Here is a 17,802-nt window from a genome sequence, read left to right as displayed (position 1 = left end):
GTAATGGCCAAAATCTCTTAACGCAAAATAGGGTTATTCTACCTTGAAACGTTATAAAACTCTAGTGAGCAACACTTGCTCTACTATAAGAAATGCTCAACAAGCAGTTCACTGCAATCAAAGGTGGTTACTAGATAGCGGTTTATCTAGCTGAGTGATTAGCTAGCAGTAGCGTCTGCTTTAAATGAACAATACGTTACAACTCTAAAAATGCAGCTTTATCTTTGAACATACATTCTTCATAGACAGGGCAAGCGCCGCATTTGGGTGTACGTGCCTGACAGGTATAGCGGCCGTGTAAGATAAGATAATGATGGGCGTCTATGATGAAGTCTTCTGGGATGCGCTCGACCAGCTTTTTTTCGACGATAAGTACGGTTTTGCCAGTGGCAAGCCCAGTACGATTGCCCACGCGAAAGATATGTGTGTCAACAGCCATGGTCGGCTGGCCAAATGCCGTATTTAACACAACATTGGCAGTTTTACGACCGACACCTGCCAGTGACTCTAAGTCTTTGCGGTTATCAGGAACAGTGCTATCAAATTTCTCAATCAAATCACGGCAGGTTTTGATAACGTTTTTTGCTTTGGTATTATATAAACCAATGTTTTTGATATAAGGTTTGAGACCGTCTTCGCCTAATGCTAGTATCGCCTCAGGCGTATTGGCCACAGGGTACAATTGCTTGGTGGCAATATTGACACTGATATCAGTCGCTTGTGCGGACAAAATTACCGCGATAAGTAACTCAAAATTACTATCATAATTAAGTTCGGTGACAGGCTCATCAATAGTCGCTGCTAGCTTTTCAAAGAATGGACGCACGTCACGATTGGGCATTCGTCTAGAGGGCGGTGTGTCAGCTGTTTTATGTTTGACCGTTTTACTCATGGCATTTTGACTATTATTTTGATGAATGATTGTGCCAAATTATATGCTAGCGTTAGCATTCATGTTAATGATTAAAGTATCAATTTATTAACGCATTAATTGCGTAATCAGCTATTACCGTTATAGCGCTACTTGCAATGACTCAAGCTCGGCTTGTAAAGATTCGAGCTCTACTTGTTTCTTATCGTTTGCACGCACACTCAGTTGCTTTTCCAGTTTTTTGATTTTGGTACGGAGCTTGGCAGCCGCAATGGTATTTTTCGCTTGCGACTCACTGATGTTTAGAGACTGGCTTGCTGCGTTATTGAGCTTAGCCTCTACCATACTAACGACAGGTCTACTATTGCTCGTATCAGCAAGCTGTTCTGTCACACGTTTCAAATGAGTGTGGTAGCGTTGTCTTAAATCCTCTTGCTCTGCTATTCGCTCAGGCTCAGATATTTCCCGCTCAATCGTAACTAAGTCGATGCAATCAACAGGGCAGGGCGCGATACATAGCTCACAGCCCGTGCACAAATCTGTAAAAATCGTATGCATATGCTTGCCAGTACCAACGATAGCATCGACTGGACAAGCAGGAATGCATTTGGTACAGCCGATACAGTCATCTTCACGGATAACCGCACGAACCTCAGTCGGACGTTCAGAGGTGGCATCTATTGGCCACTGTGAAGGCACTGCCGTCAGCGTAGTGTTAGAAGTATCTATATCGAGAGTCTGAGCAATCGCATTGGTGACTGGCTGACCACCAGGCACACATTTATTATACGGCTCGCCATCTAATACAATTGCAGCGGCATATGGCAGGCAACCATCTGGATGCTCACATAGACCGCACTGCGTCTGTGGCAGACACGCATCCACACGTGCAATTTTTGCCTGTATGTCAGCGGACAAGGTATCAATGTGTAATGCATCGAATAAGATAGGTAGATTGACTAAGCGTATATTGGTGCTACTTTGCATTTAATTAAGGACCTTAATACCAGTCGTAAGAATTGGTATTAGTATAAATAGAGATAAAAGGTTGAGAAAGCGGTCTTTGTAAAACAGTATCTATAAAAGCATCTGCTCATGTTAGCGTGTTACTTCTCATTTTGGCGTGTTACTTACTAAAAATGAAGTTCGAAGTAAAACGCTTATCACAGGAGCAGCGATTTTAAAGAGATGAGATTGAAAATACAATACTATAGCGTAATGAGGTATTGATAGATAAGGACTGATTATAAATCTATATTTTGCTCTTTAGCTACTTGGTCAATCAAATCGCGAGCGATACTACCCTTTGGCGGAATTCTAGGTAGGTTTGAGAGATCAAAGAAATCAGCATGAGCTAGCTCATCTTCTTGCAAGATAATATCGCCACTGGCATACGATGCTCGAAAACCGAGCATCAAGTTAGAGGGGAATGGCCATGGCTGACTACTGACGTAGCGGATATCTGATACGCTGATATTGACCTCTTCTGCGACTTCACGTACTACAGCATGCTCCAGACTCTCTCCAACTTCTACAAACCCTGCGATCAAACCATACATTGGCGGTAGGTTTTGCTGTCCATGACGATGATGGTGAGCCAATAAGATTTGCATCTCACCCGTTACTGGATTTGGCCGAGTAATAGCAGTAATGACGCACGGTTGTACGCGAGGGTATTGGCGCAATCGACATACTGGACAAACCATGGCACGCTCGCCTTGGTCAGCATGTACAGTAGGGCTAGCACAGCGACTACAAAACTGTGTATCTGCTTGCCAGCTTAATAGTTGTATTGCTTGGCTAATCTGATCTGACAAGGCGACTGGCAAATGAGTCATCAGTTTTCGATAAGGAACAAAAGTGTTACCACTACTTTCAGCAATAATTGGTAGCGTCACGTTATGAGCAACTGCATAGTCATAAGTCATGGCGCTCGTCGCTTGGGCAGTAAAGCTATGAGCTATATTGGCATCAACCGTATCATCTGCATGGTTGCCAGTGCTATTGCTATCGTTTGATAACCAATGATTTGGTGCTAGGCTCTCGTGTAGCGTTACGTGACCAACCTGATAAGCTTGCTCATTTGAGTCATTACTATCAGACGATAGCTGAACCTGTAAAGGCCACCAACCATCTGGCATTTGACGGCATAAGATACTGTCATCACTTAATATAAAAGCATGGGCCATATAAAATTCCAAACATTATAAAGTAAGTCCGCATCGACGTAGACACAGACTGTTTTAGAGTAAAATATCATCAATTCTATGTAAACCAGATACCCAGATATCCATATATGTTGCCAGGCTGGTTCAGCCTCATGACCAGGCTAGTTCAACCTAATGACTGTAGCGCTTTCACGTGCCTGACTCGTACCTACATTATCTTGAATTATCTATACGTAAATGAGATGTCATGGCTAAGAGATAATAACCATGCCATGACAATAAGAAAAGTTAAGCAGCAAGTAGGTGGCTTAAGCTTTGCTGCCCCACATCAAGCGCTTGTTTGCTGACAGGGCGATTATTCTCAAAACCATCTAAGTGATGATCGACCGCCATGATAACATCAGCGATGCAGGCTAACGTACTGTCTTCGATACGTCGTCCGCCTTCGATACGCTTTTCAATGTAGTTGGCTAGCTGACTCAGCATGCTGGAAGGTGTGGGCAGTTGTAAGAAGCGTACTGCGCCTGCTACTTGACGCATCATCCCAGGAATATTTTGGATATTGAGCATATCGCGCTCAGGCTCCGCCAAATAATCATTGATGGCTTGCTCGGCACTAGCAATAGCAGTTCGGCTTTCTTGTATCAAGGTATCATTAGCCGTATTAAGCTGATGCAATGAGATATGCGGGTTATTCAGTGGCAGATAGATTGCCCCTGGTGTATGCATCTCTGCCATGGCAATGGCGGCGTTCTCTGCATGCATTAACGCTAGTAGCAAATGATCAAAATCGTCAGGGGAAGGTGCTTGCCAATGGCTCACAGCTTCTGCTGCTTCGCTAAGACTATTGGCTGCGTTGGACAGACCTAATAAACGTAATGCTGAACTAAGCTCAGTCAGCTCTTCGATAATTTGCGCGGTCTGCATATCAATAGGGTTGATTGAATCGCCACGTGCATAACTATCGACGTGTTCTTTAATATTATTGATCTGATTTTGAATAATTGTGTTTAACGTATCGGTAAGTTCGCGGTTAGGACCGAATAAAAAGCGTTTCATTTGTTCTAGCTGAGCACCTTCTAAATGGTTACTGGCATACTGTTCACGTAGTTGATGCGCTTGCTCGTTATCACGTTGACAGGCAAAGCTCACTAAATCTGCAAAGCGGGTATCCATGACTGGTAAATAGCTTTGAAATTGCTGCTCTAAATAGATAAGTGTGTGTTTTTGACTCAAGTTTAATGGTAATACTGCTGCGATATCAGTCACAGCAGCAGTCGCCGCTTGCCAAAATAAGCTATCAGTATTTGAGGCAATTAATGCACAAGCTGCACTCATAGCATCCAGCTTTTGCTGATCTGCTGAGTCAATTTTGCCATCTTGATTGAGTAGTGCAATGCTAAGGCCACTACGATACGCGTTGGTCAGCAGCTCTGTGTCTAGATTAAGCGTGCTTAGAGATTCAAAGTTTTGTTCAGGATTGGCGATGATGACACTACTGCTACCAAAAGCTGCAAAATAGTCTGCCGTAATAGGAGCTTCTTGACTATGCGCATTAAGCTTGTTGATTACAGGTATCAGTAGAGTAGGCTCTACCGATTCAGTCAAGAGGACAAACTCAACATAACGATCCAAGGTCATGATGGCTTCTGATAGATCCATGATCAAATCAGTATCGTTATTATCACCATTGTCATAAAGTCTCTGTAAACCACCAACAATGGCATCATTCAATGCTTCTGCACCGACCAAAGAAATGAGTTTGAAAATACAAGACAGCTGCTTTAATACTTCGATAGAATCTGACAACAAAGGCGCCTGACTACTATCATCATTGAACTCACCTAAATGAATCTCGGTATCTTTAAGCGTTGCTATAACCTCATCATGCAGTAAATGGAGTGATGGTAGGTTAAAATCAGTAACACTAAGCGTTGGGGCGGTTAGCTTCATTTGCGCAGACTGGTCCATAAGTATTTTTCCATAATGTACTGATGAGAATAGCAATATAAATTTGATTCAGAAAGTATTGGCTAGTGATGTTTTAACGCTTTCTATCATAATAATCAAGACTAAATTATACAAATGTCGGTTCAATAAAAATTCGAACGACAATTACATGCTAGCTTTTAGGGCAGGATAATCTTCTGCCAAAGCGGCATACCAGCTTTGGTCAGCAGTTTCATCCGCCGTTGATGCCAGCAATAAATTCGCTAAATTGGCGAAACTTGCATGAGCGGTTTGTCCGCCATCGGTATCTGTATCCTCTTCGATGGCAAGCGTGACCTGTCCACCAGTCATCGCCAGATAAACTTCGGCTAAAATCTCTGAGTCAAGTAATGCCCCGTGAAAAGTACGGTCTTGCTTACCAACATTTAGGCGACGCACGAGGGCATCTAGCGTGTTTTTTTGCCCAGGATACTGCTGCTTGGCCATCGCCAGTGAATCGGTTACTTGCACTCGATTAGCAAAATCATTCAGACCAACTTTTGCAAACTCCATATTTAAGAAGTTCATATCAAAAGTAGCGTTATGAGCGATAATCTCAGCGCCATCCATAAAGTCATACAAAGACTGAGCCACTTGATCAAAGGTCGGTTTGTCAGTCAAAAATGCTTCAGAGATACCATGAATACGAATGACTTCGTCATCCATGCCACGCTGTGGATTGATATAAACGTGCAGCTTTTCACCAGTAAACTTACGTCCGACCAGCTCCACAATACCGACCTCGATAATACGGTCGCCTTTTAGTGCATCAAGCCCTGTGGTTTCTGTATCCATAATGAGCTGACGATCTGCTTCATGACGATGTATCGGCTTTGGTAGTAGCGGCTTAAAATGTGGGTTGGCACGGCTAGTATCCCCATCGAACTTAGGGGCGTCAGATTCTACACTTGGCAACATATCATTGTCGACGGTATCATCTAGGTGCGTTTGAATATCTGGCATAGCTTTGGTACTCGTCGGGTTGTATGTATTATCTTGATGGCTGTTAGATTCTACAGCAATGTCTTTATTTATTTTAAGGGTGTTAGCAGCACGCTGACTATCTTCTCTTAGCGGCTCAGGTTCTAAGAGCTCTTCATCAAAATTATCGTCCATCATATCTAGACCCAATGGATCGAAACTTAGCCAGTCAGCGCTAGACGATTTTTGCAAGGTATCAGTGTCAGTATTAGGATTAATATCAGTCGCTATGTGGTCTTTTTTTTTAGCCGTATCTGCTTTACTGACTATAGCTGAATGGCCGCTGTTTGAGGTGACACCTAAGTTTGCCAGCTCATCTGCTTTTTCGTTACCAGCATGTCCAGCGTGACCCTTGACCCAATGCCAGCTAACATCACGCTGTTGGCAGAGCTTATCCAATTGTTGCCATAGGTCTTGATTGGCGACGGGCTTTTTACTGGCAGTTTTCCAGCCCTTTTTCTTCCAACCTTCAATCCATTCAGTTATGCCTTTTTTGACATAACTGGAGTCAGTCCAAATCTCAAGAGTATGCTCATGCGGGCTATGCGTCAGGGCTTGTATCGCACCCATTAGTTCCATACGGTTATTGGTGGTTTCTTTGTCGCCGCCGTATAAATCTTGTGTGCTGCCATCACTAAATATAAGATGTGCGCCCCAGCCGCCAGCGCCAGGATTGCCTTTGCAAGCACCATCAGTATAGGCCACAGTGGTGTTTGTTTTAGCAGCCAATGGATCAATCGCGTTGTCTTTATGAGTGTTTGGCATTGAATTACGGTTGTCTGACATAAAAGAGTATGGACCTGATAAGTGGTAAGCATAGGGTAGTACTAGAGCATCTCGTTTACGTTATTCGAACGATGATGATGACGTTGTGAGTATAGCAAATCTATCATAAATATGGGCAGTCGTGACGCACAAAGTCAGAAAACCGTTACGGTAACTTATAACATAATAGTAACGTCCTAGTTTTCTGTTAAAATAGCGAAGCTCACTGAAAGCCACTGGTTTTTAATGACTGAGCTGTCTTTGCTACCAAGATGCCTAAGCGCATTTTTCTTATACAGCTATCTAGTGACATTTTGATAATAGTACACTTAATAAAAGTTTTTAATGCATGATTGCAGGATAACCCCATTATGTCCTTACGCTCGAATTTATTTAATAAGAGACTGACGTATCTGATGCTCAGTGTAACTACTAGCAGCGCGATTTTTCTGAGCGCTTGTAGTGATACTAGCCTTCAAGCAGATACCGAAGTTGCGGCAGATCTGTCTGTCTTTGAGGGTTGTTATACGGTGAGTCAAGATGAACCTGCACAGATAAAGGTCAGCCAGCAAGATGACACTTGGGTGATGCAGATGAAAGAGCCCGTCACTGCTAAGCGCGTCTGGGACAATCCAGAGCCGTTAGAAATAATAGACAATAGCGACATACCGCAGTTTTTCTCTATTGATCCAGATAATGTCGATGCGGTTATTGGTCGTCCTGATCGAGTGCTTGTACTGGCTCATGTCAAACCAGCTTACGCAAATATTGATCCGCTCTTAGACAGTGAGTACTTGTCGTATATCTACCGAGGTGCCAACACGATCTACCGTGTGGAGTGTGATGAGGTGAATACCGATATTTTAGCCAATCCACATGCTAATCTTGTTATCGATAATGTTGATGATAGTATTTAAATAAGTATCGACTATAAATATCATTGTTGGTCGATAATATTTGTATAAACAGTATTTTGTTATAAACAGTCATACCATTAGAGTTAAGCGATATGAATTTTTTCAGTTACGTGGTATTAGGTGGGTTCTCTTATGCAGCTGGTTGGGCGGTAAGGACGTATGTATTAGACAAACAACCGACGCCTGAACAGCCTTATAATTTGAAACACCCTGCGATTTTGGCATATTTGGGTGCATTTTTTATTATCATGTTGATCGTCTCTTGGCTGCTTGGTCGCTATGCGCTTGGTCATGCTGCGATTGATTTGCCTTTCATTATTGTCAATAGCCTCGTTGCGACCTTCGTTTACTCGTTTGGTCTTAACCCAGAAAAAGCCAATTATGAAGTGCCTGATTAAAATATAGTATTGAATAAGTCAAAAATAACAAAAGCCACGACCGAAATATTAATTCGCGGTTGTGGCTTTTTCGATAGTGCAGTTTTTAATCGCTGAAAGTATTAATATTTATGAGGCTTTCTTCAGATTCGTACCAGTCTCGTCGCTGTCTTTCTGATCACTACTAGTTTTATCGTTATCAGTCTTATCCGTGTCGTTCTTATCTTCTAATTTATCCTTAGTAGCTGATTGTTCCTGCTTCCATTCTTTATATTTTTGCAGATCTTTTCGGGCCTGCTTTAAACAAAATTTAAGTACTAACGCATCATCGATATGGCCGATAAACGGAATAGAATCAGGAATGAGGTCAATTGGATTTAGCACATAGAGCGTACCAATAACGCCAGCTGAGATTGTCTTAAAAGGAATTTTACGGTAGTCACCTTTGTAATAGTCTTTGACAAGACTCATAAATAGCATTAAATCATCACTAAACGGCTCAAGGTAGCCGTTGTCCTCTAACTTTTCTTTCAGCTTGTCTTCTTTGCCCAGCAAGTATTCCAAATTAGAATCAAGTGACTTGTTTTTATCGGTTTTTTTATTAAACATAATTATTACCCTTTGTTTTTTGCGATGAATTTGTATTTACAGTAACAAATCTAGTCGACCTATATTGTGTGTCTCAGTAGCGAAAAAGTAAATATCGGTAAAGATCAGGCAACCATCAATGTCAGAAAAGCGTCTACAATATGCTGTCATAAGGTTTAAAAAAATCATAAAAATAAAAGCGATAAGGTAGCAGTAAGATATGGGGATTAAGCGTCAGTCATGGAAAGATGATAAAAATAATCGTGCAACTGAAACAACATCTGGGCTAAACCGTCGGCAGTTTCTACGTCGAATCGGTGTGAGTGCAGGCACAGCAGTACTAGCGAGCCAAGGTATGTCTCAAGCGCTGGCAGCCAGTCCTATCGAGTCTGGTCATAGTACGCAGCTGACCAAGGATGATCTGCCAACTTCGTTATTGGATGATAGCTCATCATCACAAACGTCACAGGAATTATTGACGCAGACAGGTTGTATCACGGCTATGATTGAGACGCGACTTTTTGCTAGCTCTAACGTTGGTGGTAGTGATGAGCGTAATCAATTGGCATTAGATCGTGTGGCTTGCGCTGGGTTTAAAGTAGAGAATCCTGCTATTACCAATCGTCAGTATTTACGCTTTGCGGGAACGGACTCACAGCGTGCTAGCGATTTTCAAAATCTTGCCACTGGGGCAATAGCCGCGCCCAAGTTACTGCTAGGTGTGCGCGGTGGTTACGGTGCCATGCGCATATTGCCTATGGTGGATTGGGCGACGCTAGGACGGATTATGAAGGAGCGTGGCACGATACTCGCAGGCTTTAGCGATGTAACGGCTATTCAGTGTGCGCTATTGGCAAAAGGGTCAATGAGCTCGCTTGCCGCGCCAATGCTCTATAGCGAATTTGGTAAAACCGCGCCCGATAAAGTCAGCTGTCAGCAGTTTGTTGAAGCACTAACCAATCCCAATCTAACTATCAGCATACAAGATGCTTCATTAACCAGTCAGCAGCTACCTGTCATACTGACAAAGGGTGAGCCGAAACCATTAACTGGTACGATTTGGGGTGGCAACCTAAGTGTCGTATCGGCGCTGGCAGGTAGTGAGTACTTACCGCGTATCGATGGCGGCATTGTGTTTTTAGAAGATGTCGGCGAGCAGGCGTATCGTATTGAGCGCATGTTATATGACTTATATCTCGCAGGTGTGTTCAAAGGGCAGCAAGCGATTGTATTTGGGGCATTGTCTGGTACGGGCGAGGACAGCTATGACAAACGTTATGATGTCGCCACAGTCATTCGTCAGCTGCATGAATTAACAGGATTGCCGATATATAGTGGTATGCCTTTTGGTCATATCGGCAAAAAATACAGCTTTCCGCTGGGAGCGACTTGCCAGCTTATACCTAATACAGATGGTGGCTATCAGTTATCATTTAACGATTACCCAACTATTAAAGCTGATGCTATCCAAGTAGAAGGCTTGTGGCAGACTGCTTAAACGTTAATCACTGTCCTTTTTAAATAGCCAACCGCGAAAACTTATCTTGATACTCTTTAGGCGTCAGCTCTGTCGCGCGTTTAAATAGACGCGTGAAGGAGGAGATATCATCATAACCTACTTGATCGGCAAGCGACTTTATCGATACATCGCCCAACTCAAGTAAGCGTTTGGCTTGTTCAATTCTAACGGCCTGAATATACTCAATCGGTCGCATCGCCACGCAGGACTGAAAGCGCCTGTTTAAAGTGCGCGGGGTAATATTTACCATGGCAGCCAGACTGCTGACCTGCAAAGAATGTTGAAAGTTCTCTTCGATATATTCTTGGACATGTTTAATTAAATGGTCGGAATGCGGCTTGTGTAAGGTCACATTGGTATAGCTATTTTGACTGCCTCTTTTGCTATCGATAATTTGGGTTTTTGCCACTTGCGTAGAGATCTCACGTCCGCAGTAGCGCTCAATCAATAATAACCCCAAATCATAAAAGGCGCTGCCGCCAGCTGCACAAAATATATTGCCTGATTGGTTTGTTGACTCGCTTCTTGAATGGGTCACAAACTGATTTTCTTGTAGATCCACCAATGGAAAATCTGCCTTAAACTTATTGGCATAGCCCCAGTGTGTGGTGGCTATCTTATGATCTAATAATCCCGCCTTTGCCAAAAAAAATGCACCGCTACAGTTGCTTGCTATATCGGCCTTGGTATTTGCAAGCCGTACTAAGTGTGGCAGTAGCTCACTGTTTTGTTTTAGCACCTTGTCAATAGAGTCGCCAATGGTGGGCACGAGCAATAAATCGCACTCTGTCACGTCTCGGATATCACAGTGGGCTTGCATGATTAAGCGATTACTGCACCTGATATCACCGCCACCCAAGCTTGCGATCTGCACATTAAATCGTGGCTCTACAGACTCATCCGAAAAGCGCTGCCAGCTGACCCCTGTGAATGAAAACAAGTCCAATGCGCCAGAGAGCACACTGCCAAGTACACCATCAAAGCCAAGAATAATCATTTTAAAAGGTTTGAAATAGGGCATAAGTCACTCTTTTCCTTTGCTGTACTGACCAAAATAGCCATTATTTGGTTGATTTTAACTGGTTAGATACTCTGTTTATGTCTTATTTAACCATAATTATGTCATAAATGACAATACGGACAGGTGTCAAATTAGACTAATATCAATTGATAACCACATTTAATCAGTTAACGAGAATACTATGGCCGCAGATACCCTCCTAAACGATTTTGAATTACCTTTCCAATTGTATGATGTACTAGGCACAGAATCACTCACCGAGCACGCAAAGTTCTCAGAACATAGCCGCGAGACATTTGATGCTGTGTTAGAGACGGCAAATAAGATTGCGACAGATTTATTTTTACCACACAACCATATCGCAGATAAGAACGAGCCGCAGTTCGATGGTAAAAAAGTCAGCATGATAAACGATGTAAAAGTCGCTTTTGATGCGTTCCGTGAGTCTGGCTTTATCGCAGGTCGTTATAGCTTCGAAGATGGTGGCATGCAGTTACCTGAGACGGTTATGACTGCTGTGGCAGGCTACTTTATGGCAGCCAATCCATCAACGACTGCCTATCCATTTTTGACCACTGCGGCAATCAACGTTATCTCGCATTTTGCTAGCGATGATATCAAAGCAGCCTTTATGCCGCGTATGCTGACAGGTGAGTTCACCGGCACCATGGCACTGACTGAACCACATGCAGGTTCATCGCTTGCCGATATCAAAACCATCGCGGTAAAACAAAACGATGGCTCGTACCGCGTCAAGGGCAGCAAGATTTATATTTCAGCAGGTGATCATGAGCTATCTGACAATATCGTGCATTTGGTATTGGCCAAAGTGCCAGGTGGTCCAGGTGGCGTAAAAGGCATCTCTTTATTTGCCGTGCCTAAGTATCGCTTGAACGATGACTTGTCTGTTGGCGAGCGTAACGATGTACATCTGACTGGACTGATTCATAAGCTTGGTTATAGAGGTGCGACTTCTACGGCATTGAGCTTCGGCGATGAAGGCGATTGTTATGGTTATTTGATCGGCGAAGAGCATTTTGGCTTGCGTTATATGTTCAAGATGATGAATGAAGCACGTATCGCAGTTGGTTTTGGTGCTTCTATGATTGGTTATCGCGGCTATCAGTATTCGCTAGATTATGCCAAAGACCGTACACAAGGTCGCATTGCGCCAAACAATAAGCCTGAAGATGATGCAACGGCCATTATTCAGCATGGTGACGTAAAGCGCATGCTATTGGCACAAAAAGCTTATTCTGAAGGCGGCATCTCATTATGCTTATATGGCTCAAACCTAATTGACCGTATCAATACCTGTGAAGACGAAACACTAAAAAATGAGCTAACTGAACTATTAGATTTGCTAACGCCAGTGCTAAAAGCATGGCCATCTGAATATGGTCCAAAAGCCAATGATTTGGGTATTCAAGTATTGGGCGGCGCAGGCTATACACGTGAATATCAGGCTGAGCAGTTTTGGCGTGACAATCGTCTAAATCCTATCCATGAAGGCACAAACGGTGTGCAGGCGCTAGATTTGTCATTCCGTAAGTTATGGCAAAAAGGTGGGTTAGGCATTCAAATCCTAAAACGTGAAATTACACAAGATTTAGAAAGCATCACTACACCTGAGAGCGCGCAACTTGCAGGCAAGCTGATGCCTTATATGGGTCAGTTGCATGAAGTGCTCGTGCATTTGGGCAAAGTGTTGCAGACAGAAGAAGCACTGACATTGACTGGTAATGCTCAAGCACTAATGAATATTTTTGCCTCAATTGTACTGAGCTGGATTTGGATTCGCCAAGCCAGTAAAGCCGAGCAGCTGCTAAGTACGACGCAAGATGTCGAGCAGCAAAACTTTTACAAAGGCAAGATACAAGCAGCCAAATACTTCATCGATTGGGAACTACCATTAGTTAAACGCGACATCGAATTATTAACCAACACCAATTCAGTTTGCACTGATATGCAAGCGGACTGGTTCTAAGGACAACTCTAAGGAAAGAGACATGACAAAGATAAATAAACAATGGCGCCTAAAAGCAAGACCAGTAGGCGAGCCGAGCGCTGAAACTTGGGATTATACCGAGACAGAAATACCGACGATTACTGATGGTCAGCTACTGATCAAGGTTGAATACATCTCTATCGATCCGGCGATGCGTGGTTGGTTGAACGATGCCAAATCTTACATCGCGCCAGTACAAATTGGTGAAGTGATGCGCGCCGGTACTGTGGGCGAAGTGATTGAAAGTAAGCATGAGAAATTTGCAGTAGGTGACTATGTCGCAGGTCACGACGGCGTGCAGTCATATGCAGTCAGCGATGGTACAGGTCTACATAAAGTTGATCCAAGTCTAGCGCCGCTGTCTTACTACTTAGGCGTCCTCGGTATGCCGGGGATGACAGGATATTTTGGGTTGCTAAAAACGGGTCAGCCAAAAGCAGGCGAGACGATAGTGGTATCAGGAGCTGCTGGTGCGGTTGGTAGCTTGGTCGGTCAGATTGCCAAAATTAAAGGCTGCCGTGTCGTTGGTATCGCGGGCGGCGCTGAGAAATGCAAATTCTTGGTCGATGAGCTTGGGTTTGATGCGACGATTGATTACAAAAATGAAGATGTGAAAAAAGCACTAAAGAAAACTTGCCCAGACGGCGTCGATGTATACTTTGACAACGTAGGCGGAGATATCTTAAATGACGTGCTTACCCAGATTAATCTACATGCGCGTATCGTTATTTGCGGAGCTATCAGTCAATATAACAACACCACAGCAGTAAAAGGCCCATCGAACTATTTATCATTATTGGTCAATCGTGCTCGCATGGAAGGCATCGTGGTGTTCGATAATATCAAAGAATATCCAATCGCAATGAAGGATATCGCTGGCTGGATTCAGTCAGGTGATATGAAAGTAAAAGATCATATCGTTGAAGGTATCGAGACGTTCCCAGATACTTTGATGATGCTCTTTAACGGTGAAAATTTCGGCAAACTAGTACTTAAGGTAGAGGGATAGATCATGACACTGAATACAAACGGAATTGCATCAGATGTAGCTGGCAAACGAATTTTGATCACGGGCGGTGCATCAGGCATCGGTGCAGCCAGTGCATTGTTGCTGGCCAGTCGTGGCGCAAAAGTCGTCATTGGTGATATGGCAGAAGAAATGGGCGAAGCAGTTGCCAAACAAGGTCAAGACGCTGGCAACAGTATCGTCTTCAAAAAAGTAGACGTGACCAGTGGTGATGAAGTACGTGCGTTGTTTGACTTTGCAGTAGAAACGCTTGGTGGCCTAGATGTTGTAGTAAACAACGCTGGTATCGACCACAAGCCTTCACCAATGCATGAGCTAAGCGATGATGATTTTGATCGTAATATCGCAGTGAATTTAAAGGGTGTTTGGCACTGTATGCGTGCTGCGGTCAATTGTATGATACCTAATGGCGGTGGTCATGTGATTAATGTCGCATCTATTGCAGGTCTGCGTTCAGCGCCTATGATCTCAGCTTATAGTGCAGCTAAACATGGGGTTATGGGTCTGACCAAATCTGCTGCTCATGAGTATGCTCGTGCCAATATCCGCTTTAACGCGGTATGCCCAAGCTTCATTGATACGCCGATGGTACGCAATACCATGGCAACGATGGATGAGCGTACGCAGCAAGCAACGATTAAGGCCAGTCCACTGCGCCGCCTAGGAAACGTCAGTGAAATCTCTAGTGCAATTGCATGGCTTGCCAGCGATGAAAGCAGCTTTATGAACGGTCATGCCTTTACACTCGATGGTGGTATGCTAGCGTAACCGTGATCGTTGAGCGCTCTTTGTTCAGTTCATTAGTGCTCGATAATCGCTGTTAGTTGTGACAGCGATTATCTGCGTTTAGTTATCTGATTTTAGATACACGTTTTAGATATATGAGTTCAGCGCTCAAAAATTATTGAAAATATAAAGTTTATAAAAATATAAGGAATAACGATGAAAGATTTATTTGATTTAACCGGTAAGGTTGCTCTAGTAACTGGTGCTAGCCGCGGTATTGGTGAGTCTATTGCTCGTCTATTGGCATCAAGAGGCGCACATGTGATTGTCTCAAGCCGAAAAATCGATGCTTGCCAAGCAGTCGCTGATAGCATCAAAGCTGACGGTCATAAGGCCAGTGCTTTTGCTTGTCACGTAGGAGACATGGAGCAAATTGACGCAATTTTTGAGCATATCAAAAGTGAATTTGGTCAAATTGATATCTTAGTCAATAACGCTGCAGCTAACCCTTACTATGGTCATATCTTAGATACAGATTTAGCCGCCTTTGATAAAACGGTTGAAGTTAATATCCGTGGTTACTTCTTTATGTCGACTGCTGCTGGCAAAATGATGAAAGAGCAGGGTGGCGGTGTCATCTTGAATACCGCATCGGTCAACGGCTTAGTAGCAGGCGATAAGCAAGGTATCTACTCAATTACCAAAGCGGCAGTCATCAGCATGACCAAAGCATTTGCTAAAGAATGTGGTCCACTTAATATCCGTGTCAACGCGCTATTGCCAGGTTTGACGGATACTAAGTTTGCCTCTGCATTGACTACTAACGATAAAGTCTTAAAAATGGCATTACACTCGATTCCGCTAGGACGCGTGGCTGAACCTGACGAAATGGCTGGTACCGTATTGTATCTAGTGTCGGACGCTTCAAGCTATACCACAGGCGCGACTATCGTTGTCGATGGTGGCATGCTAGCTTAATTAGCTAATCTATAAGACATAGGTTAGATAAGAAAGTAATTGTTCAAAACTGCATTAGACTCAAGAGCCGCATGAAATTTATTTTCATGCGGTTTTTTTGATTTATTTTTTAATAGAATGTCTAAGTAATCTTGGTTTTGCACTATCGAATAAATTGCTAATCTTAAATGAGCATCAACTGTATAGTGGCATAATAAATATGCTAATAGCTACTTGAACAATATAATGGGGTCACGCATGGATTCAGTTATCAATAATAAAATAAAAACGATTTCTCAAAATAAAACATGGCTGTTTGTGCCAGCGACTCGCATCGATAGAGTGGCGAAAGCCTTTGCTAGTGGCGCAGATGCGGTTATTGTCGATTTAGAGGATGCCGTGGCGCCAGGAGATAAAGCATCCGCACGCGAAGCATTACAGCAATATCACGACAGTGCAGGTTATCAGCCGATTTGGGTGCGTATTAATAAGGCAGGTAGCGAGGAGTTTTTTAAGGACATAGTTCTCTGTCAGAAGATGTCTCATTTGGCTGGCTTGTTATTGGCCAAAGCTGAGCAAGCAGAAGATATTAATAGCGTATATCAGCTTACCAATTTACCCGTGATTGCATTGATTGAGAGTGCGATAGGATTGTATCAACTCGATAGTATGGCAAAAGCAATCGGGTTAGCCGCGTTTAGTTATGGATTTTTAGATCTGTGCAATGATTTGCAAGTGCAAGTAGGAACGCCTGCTGCTGATATCATCGCCAATCAAATCCGCTATCAACTAATCCTGACGTCAAAAGTGCACCAATTATCGCCACCCATCGATACCATTTATCCTGACTTTAATAATGAAGTTGGACTGAGCGATCGAGTACAGTTATGGTCACAAATGGGGATGTCAGGAATGCTATGTATCCATCCCAAGCAAGTGGCAGTTGTCCAACAAACATTGCAACCAACAGATGAGGCCCTGTTATTCGCACAGCGTGTGGTTGAGGAGTACGAGCGGAGCGGGCAGGCAGTATTCAAAATAGATGGCGAGATGGTAGATGCACCTGTAATTGAGCGCAGCCGTCAACTGTTGGCAAAGTAGCAGACCAATCCGTATATAGTTAAATATAAGTAGTCGGTTCAGTATAATTTAGATACTAGGGCGTGTCCTCAATTCAATCGATAGTTATCTAAATGGGTTAAAAATGGCTAAATCTTGCCAAATGGCGTCAAATAGCTGACTAATATCTCGATATTATCTGCGCTATTTTCCTTGTTTGACTGCGATTTATCTCATTTTTATTATCATTCTTAAAATGAGGACACGCCCTAGGAAGCCGAGTGAAAGTATTACAAGCAGTATACTAAGCGAGACTGACACCGTACCTAATTTATAGAGGATTGACTATATAATGCTTTATCATAAACCATATCCATTCACATTCGATAACAGCATACTATGATTTTCATTAATAACAATATTAGCCTCAATGATAATGAGGTAGAGATCAGCGCCATACGAGCGCAAGGCGCAGGTGGGCAGAATGTCAACAAAGTATCTTCTGCCATTCACCTACGTTTTGATATTAACAACTCAAGTCTGAGCGATGAGTACAAGCAGCGACTGCTAAATAGCAAAGATAGCCGAATAACCAAGGAAGGCGTGCTAATTATCAAGGCGCAGCAGTTTCGAACGCAAGAGCGCAATAAAATAGATGCGCTTGAACGTTTGCAAAGCTTTATCACCAAAGCCACTTACGTTAATAAAACCAGAAGGCCTACCAAGCCAAGCAGAAATGCCAAACGTAAACGGGTGGATAAAAAGACCCAGCGTGGTAAGACAAAGGCTTTGCGCGGTAAAGTAGATTTTTAGAGAGTTTGTGATAGTA

Annotated in this window: 16 protein-coding genes; 9 read left to right on the top strand and 7 right to left on the bottom strand. The window is 43.2% G+C overall.

Annotated features, from left to right (window positions below):
- Positions 1 to 196 precede the first annotated feature (196 nt).
- The 5 genes from nth to dnaQ all read right to left on the bottom strand — a co-directional run bounded on the left by nth (position 197) and on the right by dnaQ (position 6,795).
- Entirely contained in the window at positions 197 to 892 is a 696-nt protein-coding gene (gene nth, locus FQV37_RS03430; RefSeq protein WP_160021301.1) for an endonuclease III, read from the bottom strand.
- A 120-nt stretch (positions 893 to 1,012) separates the two neighbouring features.
- Positions 1,013 to 1,858, bottom strand: coding sequence for an RnfABCDGE type electron transport complex subunit B (locus FQV37_RS03425; protein WP_160021300.1), 846 nt, complete (start codon positions 1,856 to 1,858; stop codon positions 1,013 to 1,015).
- Between the two features lie 257 nt (positions 1,859 to 2,115).
- Entirely contained in the window at positions 2,116 to 3,060 is a 945-nt protein-coding gene (gene nudC / locus FQV37_RS03420) for an NAD(+) diphosphatase (RefSeq protein WP_160021299.1), read from the bottom strand.
- Between the two features lie 267 nt (positions 3,061 to 3,327).
- The gene (locus FQV37_RS03415) at positions 3,328 to 5,010 is read right to left on the bottom strand and encodes a hypothetical protein (protein WP_160021298.1); all 1,683 of its coding nucleotides are present in this window, start codon (positions 5,008 to 5,010) and stop codon (positions 3,328 to 3,330) included.
- A 144-nt stretch (positions 5,011 to 5,154) separates the two neighbouring features.
- The gene (gene dnaQ / locus FQV37_RS03410) at positions 5,155 to 6,795 is read right to left on the bottom strand and encodes a DNA polymerase III subunit epsilon (RefSeq protein WP_160021297.1); all 1,641 of its coding nucleotides are present in this window, start codon (positions 6,793 to 6,795) and stop codon (positions 5,155 to 5,157) included.
- A gap of 350 nt (positions 6,796 to 7,145) precedes the next feature.
- On the opposite strand from dnaQ, the gene FQV37_RS03405 reads away from it, so the two are divergent.
- Complete coding sequence (locus tag FQV37_RS03405) at positions 7,146 to 7,691, top strand: hypothetical protein (protein WP_240990931.1); 546 nt, start codon at positions 7,146 to 7,148, stop codon at positions 7,689 to 7,691.
- 92 nt (positions 7,692 to 7,783) lie between these two features.
- The gene (locus FQV37_RS03400) at positions 7,784 to 8,089 is read left to right on the top strand and encodes a hypothetical protein (RefSeq protein ID WP_102078823.1); all 306 of its coding nucleotides are present in this window, start codon (positions 7,784 to 7,786) and stop codon (positions 8,087 to 8,089) included.
- 108 nt (positions 8,090 to 8,197) lie between these two features.
- On the opposite strand, the gene FQV37_RS03395 is transcribed toward FQV37_RS03400, so the two are convergent.
- Positions 8,198 to 8,677, bottom strand: coding sequence for a YkvA family protein (locus tag FQV37_RS03395; RefSeq protein WP_160021296.1), 480 nt, complete (start codon positions 8,675 to 8,677; stop codon positions 8,198 to 8,200).
- 199 nt (positions 8,678 to 8,876) lie between these two features.
- On the opposite strand from FQV37_RS03395, the gene FQV37_RS03390 reads away from it, so the two are divergent.
- Entirely contained in the window at positions 8,877 to 10,154 is a 1,278-nt protein-coding gene (locus tag FQV37_RS03390) for an LD-carboxypeptidase (RefSeq protein WP_160021295.1), read from the top strand.
- A gap of 19 nt (positions 10,155 to 10,173) precedes the next feature.
- Here FQV37_RS03390 and FQV37_RS03385 read toward each other — a convergent pair whose 3' ends face one another.
- On the bottom strand, positions 10,174 to 11,196 hold the full coding sequence (locus FQV37_RS03385; protein ID WP_160021294.1) for a GlxA family transcriptional regulator: 1,023 nt from the start codon (positions 11,194 to 11,196) through the stop codon (positions 10,174 to 10,176).
- 181 nt (positions 11,197 to 11,377) lie between these two features.
- On the opposite strand from FQV37_RS03385, the gene FQV37_RS03380 reads away from it, so the two are divergent.
- The 6 genes from FQV37_RS03380 (at position 11,378) to arfB (ending at position 17,786) form a co-directional block, all read left to right on the top strand.
- Positions 11,378 to 13,183 (top strand): acyl-CoA dehydrogenase family protein, encoded by a 1,806-nt coding sequence (locus FQV37_RS03380; RefSeq protein ID WP_160021293.1) that lies wholly within the window; start codon positions 11,378 to 11,380, stop codon positions 13,181 to 13,183.
- 22 nt (positions 13,184 to 13,205) lie between these two features.
- Positions 13,206 to 14,213, top strand: a complete 1,008-nt coding sequence (locus tag FQV37_RS03375; protein WP_160021292.1) for an NADP-dependent oxidoreductase — start codon at positions 13,206 to 13,208, stop codon at positions 14,211 to 14,213.
- A 3-nt stretch (positions 14,214 to 14,216) separates the two neighbouring features.
- The gene (locus tag FQV37_RS03370) at positions 14,217 to 14,999 is read left to right on the top strand and encodes an SDR family NAD(P)-dependent oxidoreductase (protein ID WP_102078818.1); all 783 of its coding nucleotides are present in this window, start codon (positions 14,217 to 14,219) and stop codon (positions 14,997 to 14,999) included.
- Between the two features lie 174 nt (positions 15,000 to 15,173).
- Positions 15,174 to 15,935, top strand: coding sequence for an SDR family oxidoreductase (locus FQV37_RS03365; protein ID WP_101205627.1), 762 nt, complete (start codon positions 15,174 to 15,176; stop codon positions 15,933 to 15,935).
- Positions 15,936 to 16,172: 237 nt separating this feature from the next.
- Positions 16,173 to 17,015, top strand: coding sequence for an HpcH/HpaI aldolase/citrate lyase family protein (locus FQV37_RS03360; RefSeq protein ID WP_160021291.1), 843 nt, complete (start codon positions 16,173 to 16,175; stop codon positions 17,013 to 17,015).
- A gap of 357 nt (positions 17,016 to 17,372) precedes the next feature.
- Complete coding sequence (gene arfB / locus FQV37_RS03355; protein WP_102091188.1) at positions 17,373 to 17,786, top strand: alternative ribosome rescue aminoacyl-tRNA hydrolase ArfB; 414 nt, start codon at positions 17,373 to 17,375, stop codon at positions 17,784 to 17,786.
- Positions 17,787 to 17,802 lie beyond the last annotated feature (16 nt).

The sequence above is a fragment of the Psychrobacter nivimaris genome (assembly GCF_009812035.1).
GTDB lineage: Bacteria > Pseudomonadota > Gammaproteobacteria > Pseudomonadales > Moraxellaceae > Psychrobacter > Psychrobacter nivimaris.
Note: the sequence above shows the minus strand (reverse complement) of the source record. Positions and strands in the feature narration are given on the sequence as shown.

Bases quoted from the DNA above. Each gene is read 5' to 3' on its own strand.
- arfB (WP_102091188.1), top strand. From the start codon at position 17,373: ATGATTTTCATTAATAACAATATTAGCCTCAATGATAATGAGGTAGAG.
- FQV37_RS03425 (WP_160021300.1), bottom strand. From the start codon at position 1,858: ATGCAAAGTAGCACCAATATACGCTTAGTCAATCTACCTATCTTATTC.
- FQV37_RS03400 (WP_102078823.1), top strand. From the start codon at position 7,784: ATGAATTTTTTCAGTTACGTGGTATTAGGTGGGTTCTCTTATGCAGCT.
- nth (WP_160021301.1), bottom strand. From the start codon at position 892: ATGAGTAAAACGGTCAAACATAAAACAGCTGACACACCGCCCTCTAGA.
- FQV37_RS03375 (WP_160021292.1), top strand. From the start codon at position 13,206: ATGACAAAGATAAATAAACAATGGCGCCTAAAAGCAAGACCAGTAGGC.
- FQV37_RS03405 (WP_240990931.1), top strand. From the start codon at position 7,146: ATGTCCTTACGCTCGAATTTATTTAATAAGAGACTGACGTATCTGATG.
- FQV37_RS03360 (WP_160021291.1), top strand. From the start codon at position 16,173: ATGGATTCAGTTATCAATAATAAAATAAAAACGATTTCTCAAAATAAA.
- FQV37_RS03365 (WP_101205627.1), top strand. From the start codon at position 15,174: ATGAAAGATTTATTTGATTTAACCGGTAAGGTTGCTCTAGTAACTGGT.
- FQV37_RS03395 (WP_160021296.1), bottom strand. From the start codon at position 8,677: ATGTTTAATAAAAAAACCGATAAAAACAAGTCACTTGATTCTAATTTG.
- dnaQ (WP_160021297.1), bottom strand. From the start codon at position 6,795: ATGTCAGACAACCGTAATTCAATGCCAAACACTCATAAAGACAACGCG.
- FQV37_RS03415 (WP_160021298.1), bottom strand. From the start codon at position 5,010: ATGGACCAGTCTGCGCAAATGAAGCTAACCGCCCCAACGCTTAGTGTT.
- FQV37_RS03390 (WP_160021295.1), top strand. From the start codon at position 8,877: ATGGGGATTAAGCGTCAGTCATGGAAAGATGATAAAAATAATCGTGCA.
- FQV37_RS03370 (WP_102078818.1), top strand. From the start codon at position 14,217: ATGACACTGAATACAAACGGAATTGCATCAGATGTAGCTGGCAAACGA.
- FQV37_RS03380 (WP_160021293.1), top strand. From the start codon at position 11,378: ATGGCCGCAGATACCCTCCTAAACGATTTTGAATTACCTTTCCAATTG.
- nudC (WP_160021299.1), bottom strand. From the start codon at position 3,060: ATGGCCCATGCTTTTATATTAAGTGATGACAGTATCTTATGCCGTCAA.
- FQV37_RS03385 (WP_160021294.1), bottom strand. From the start codon at position 11,196: ATGCCCTATTTCAAACCTTTTAAAATGATTATTCTTGGCTTTGATGGT.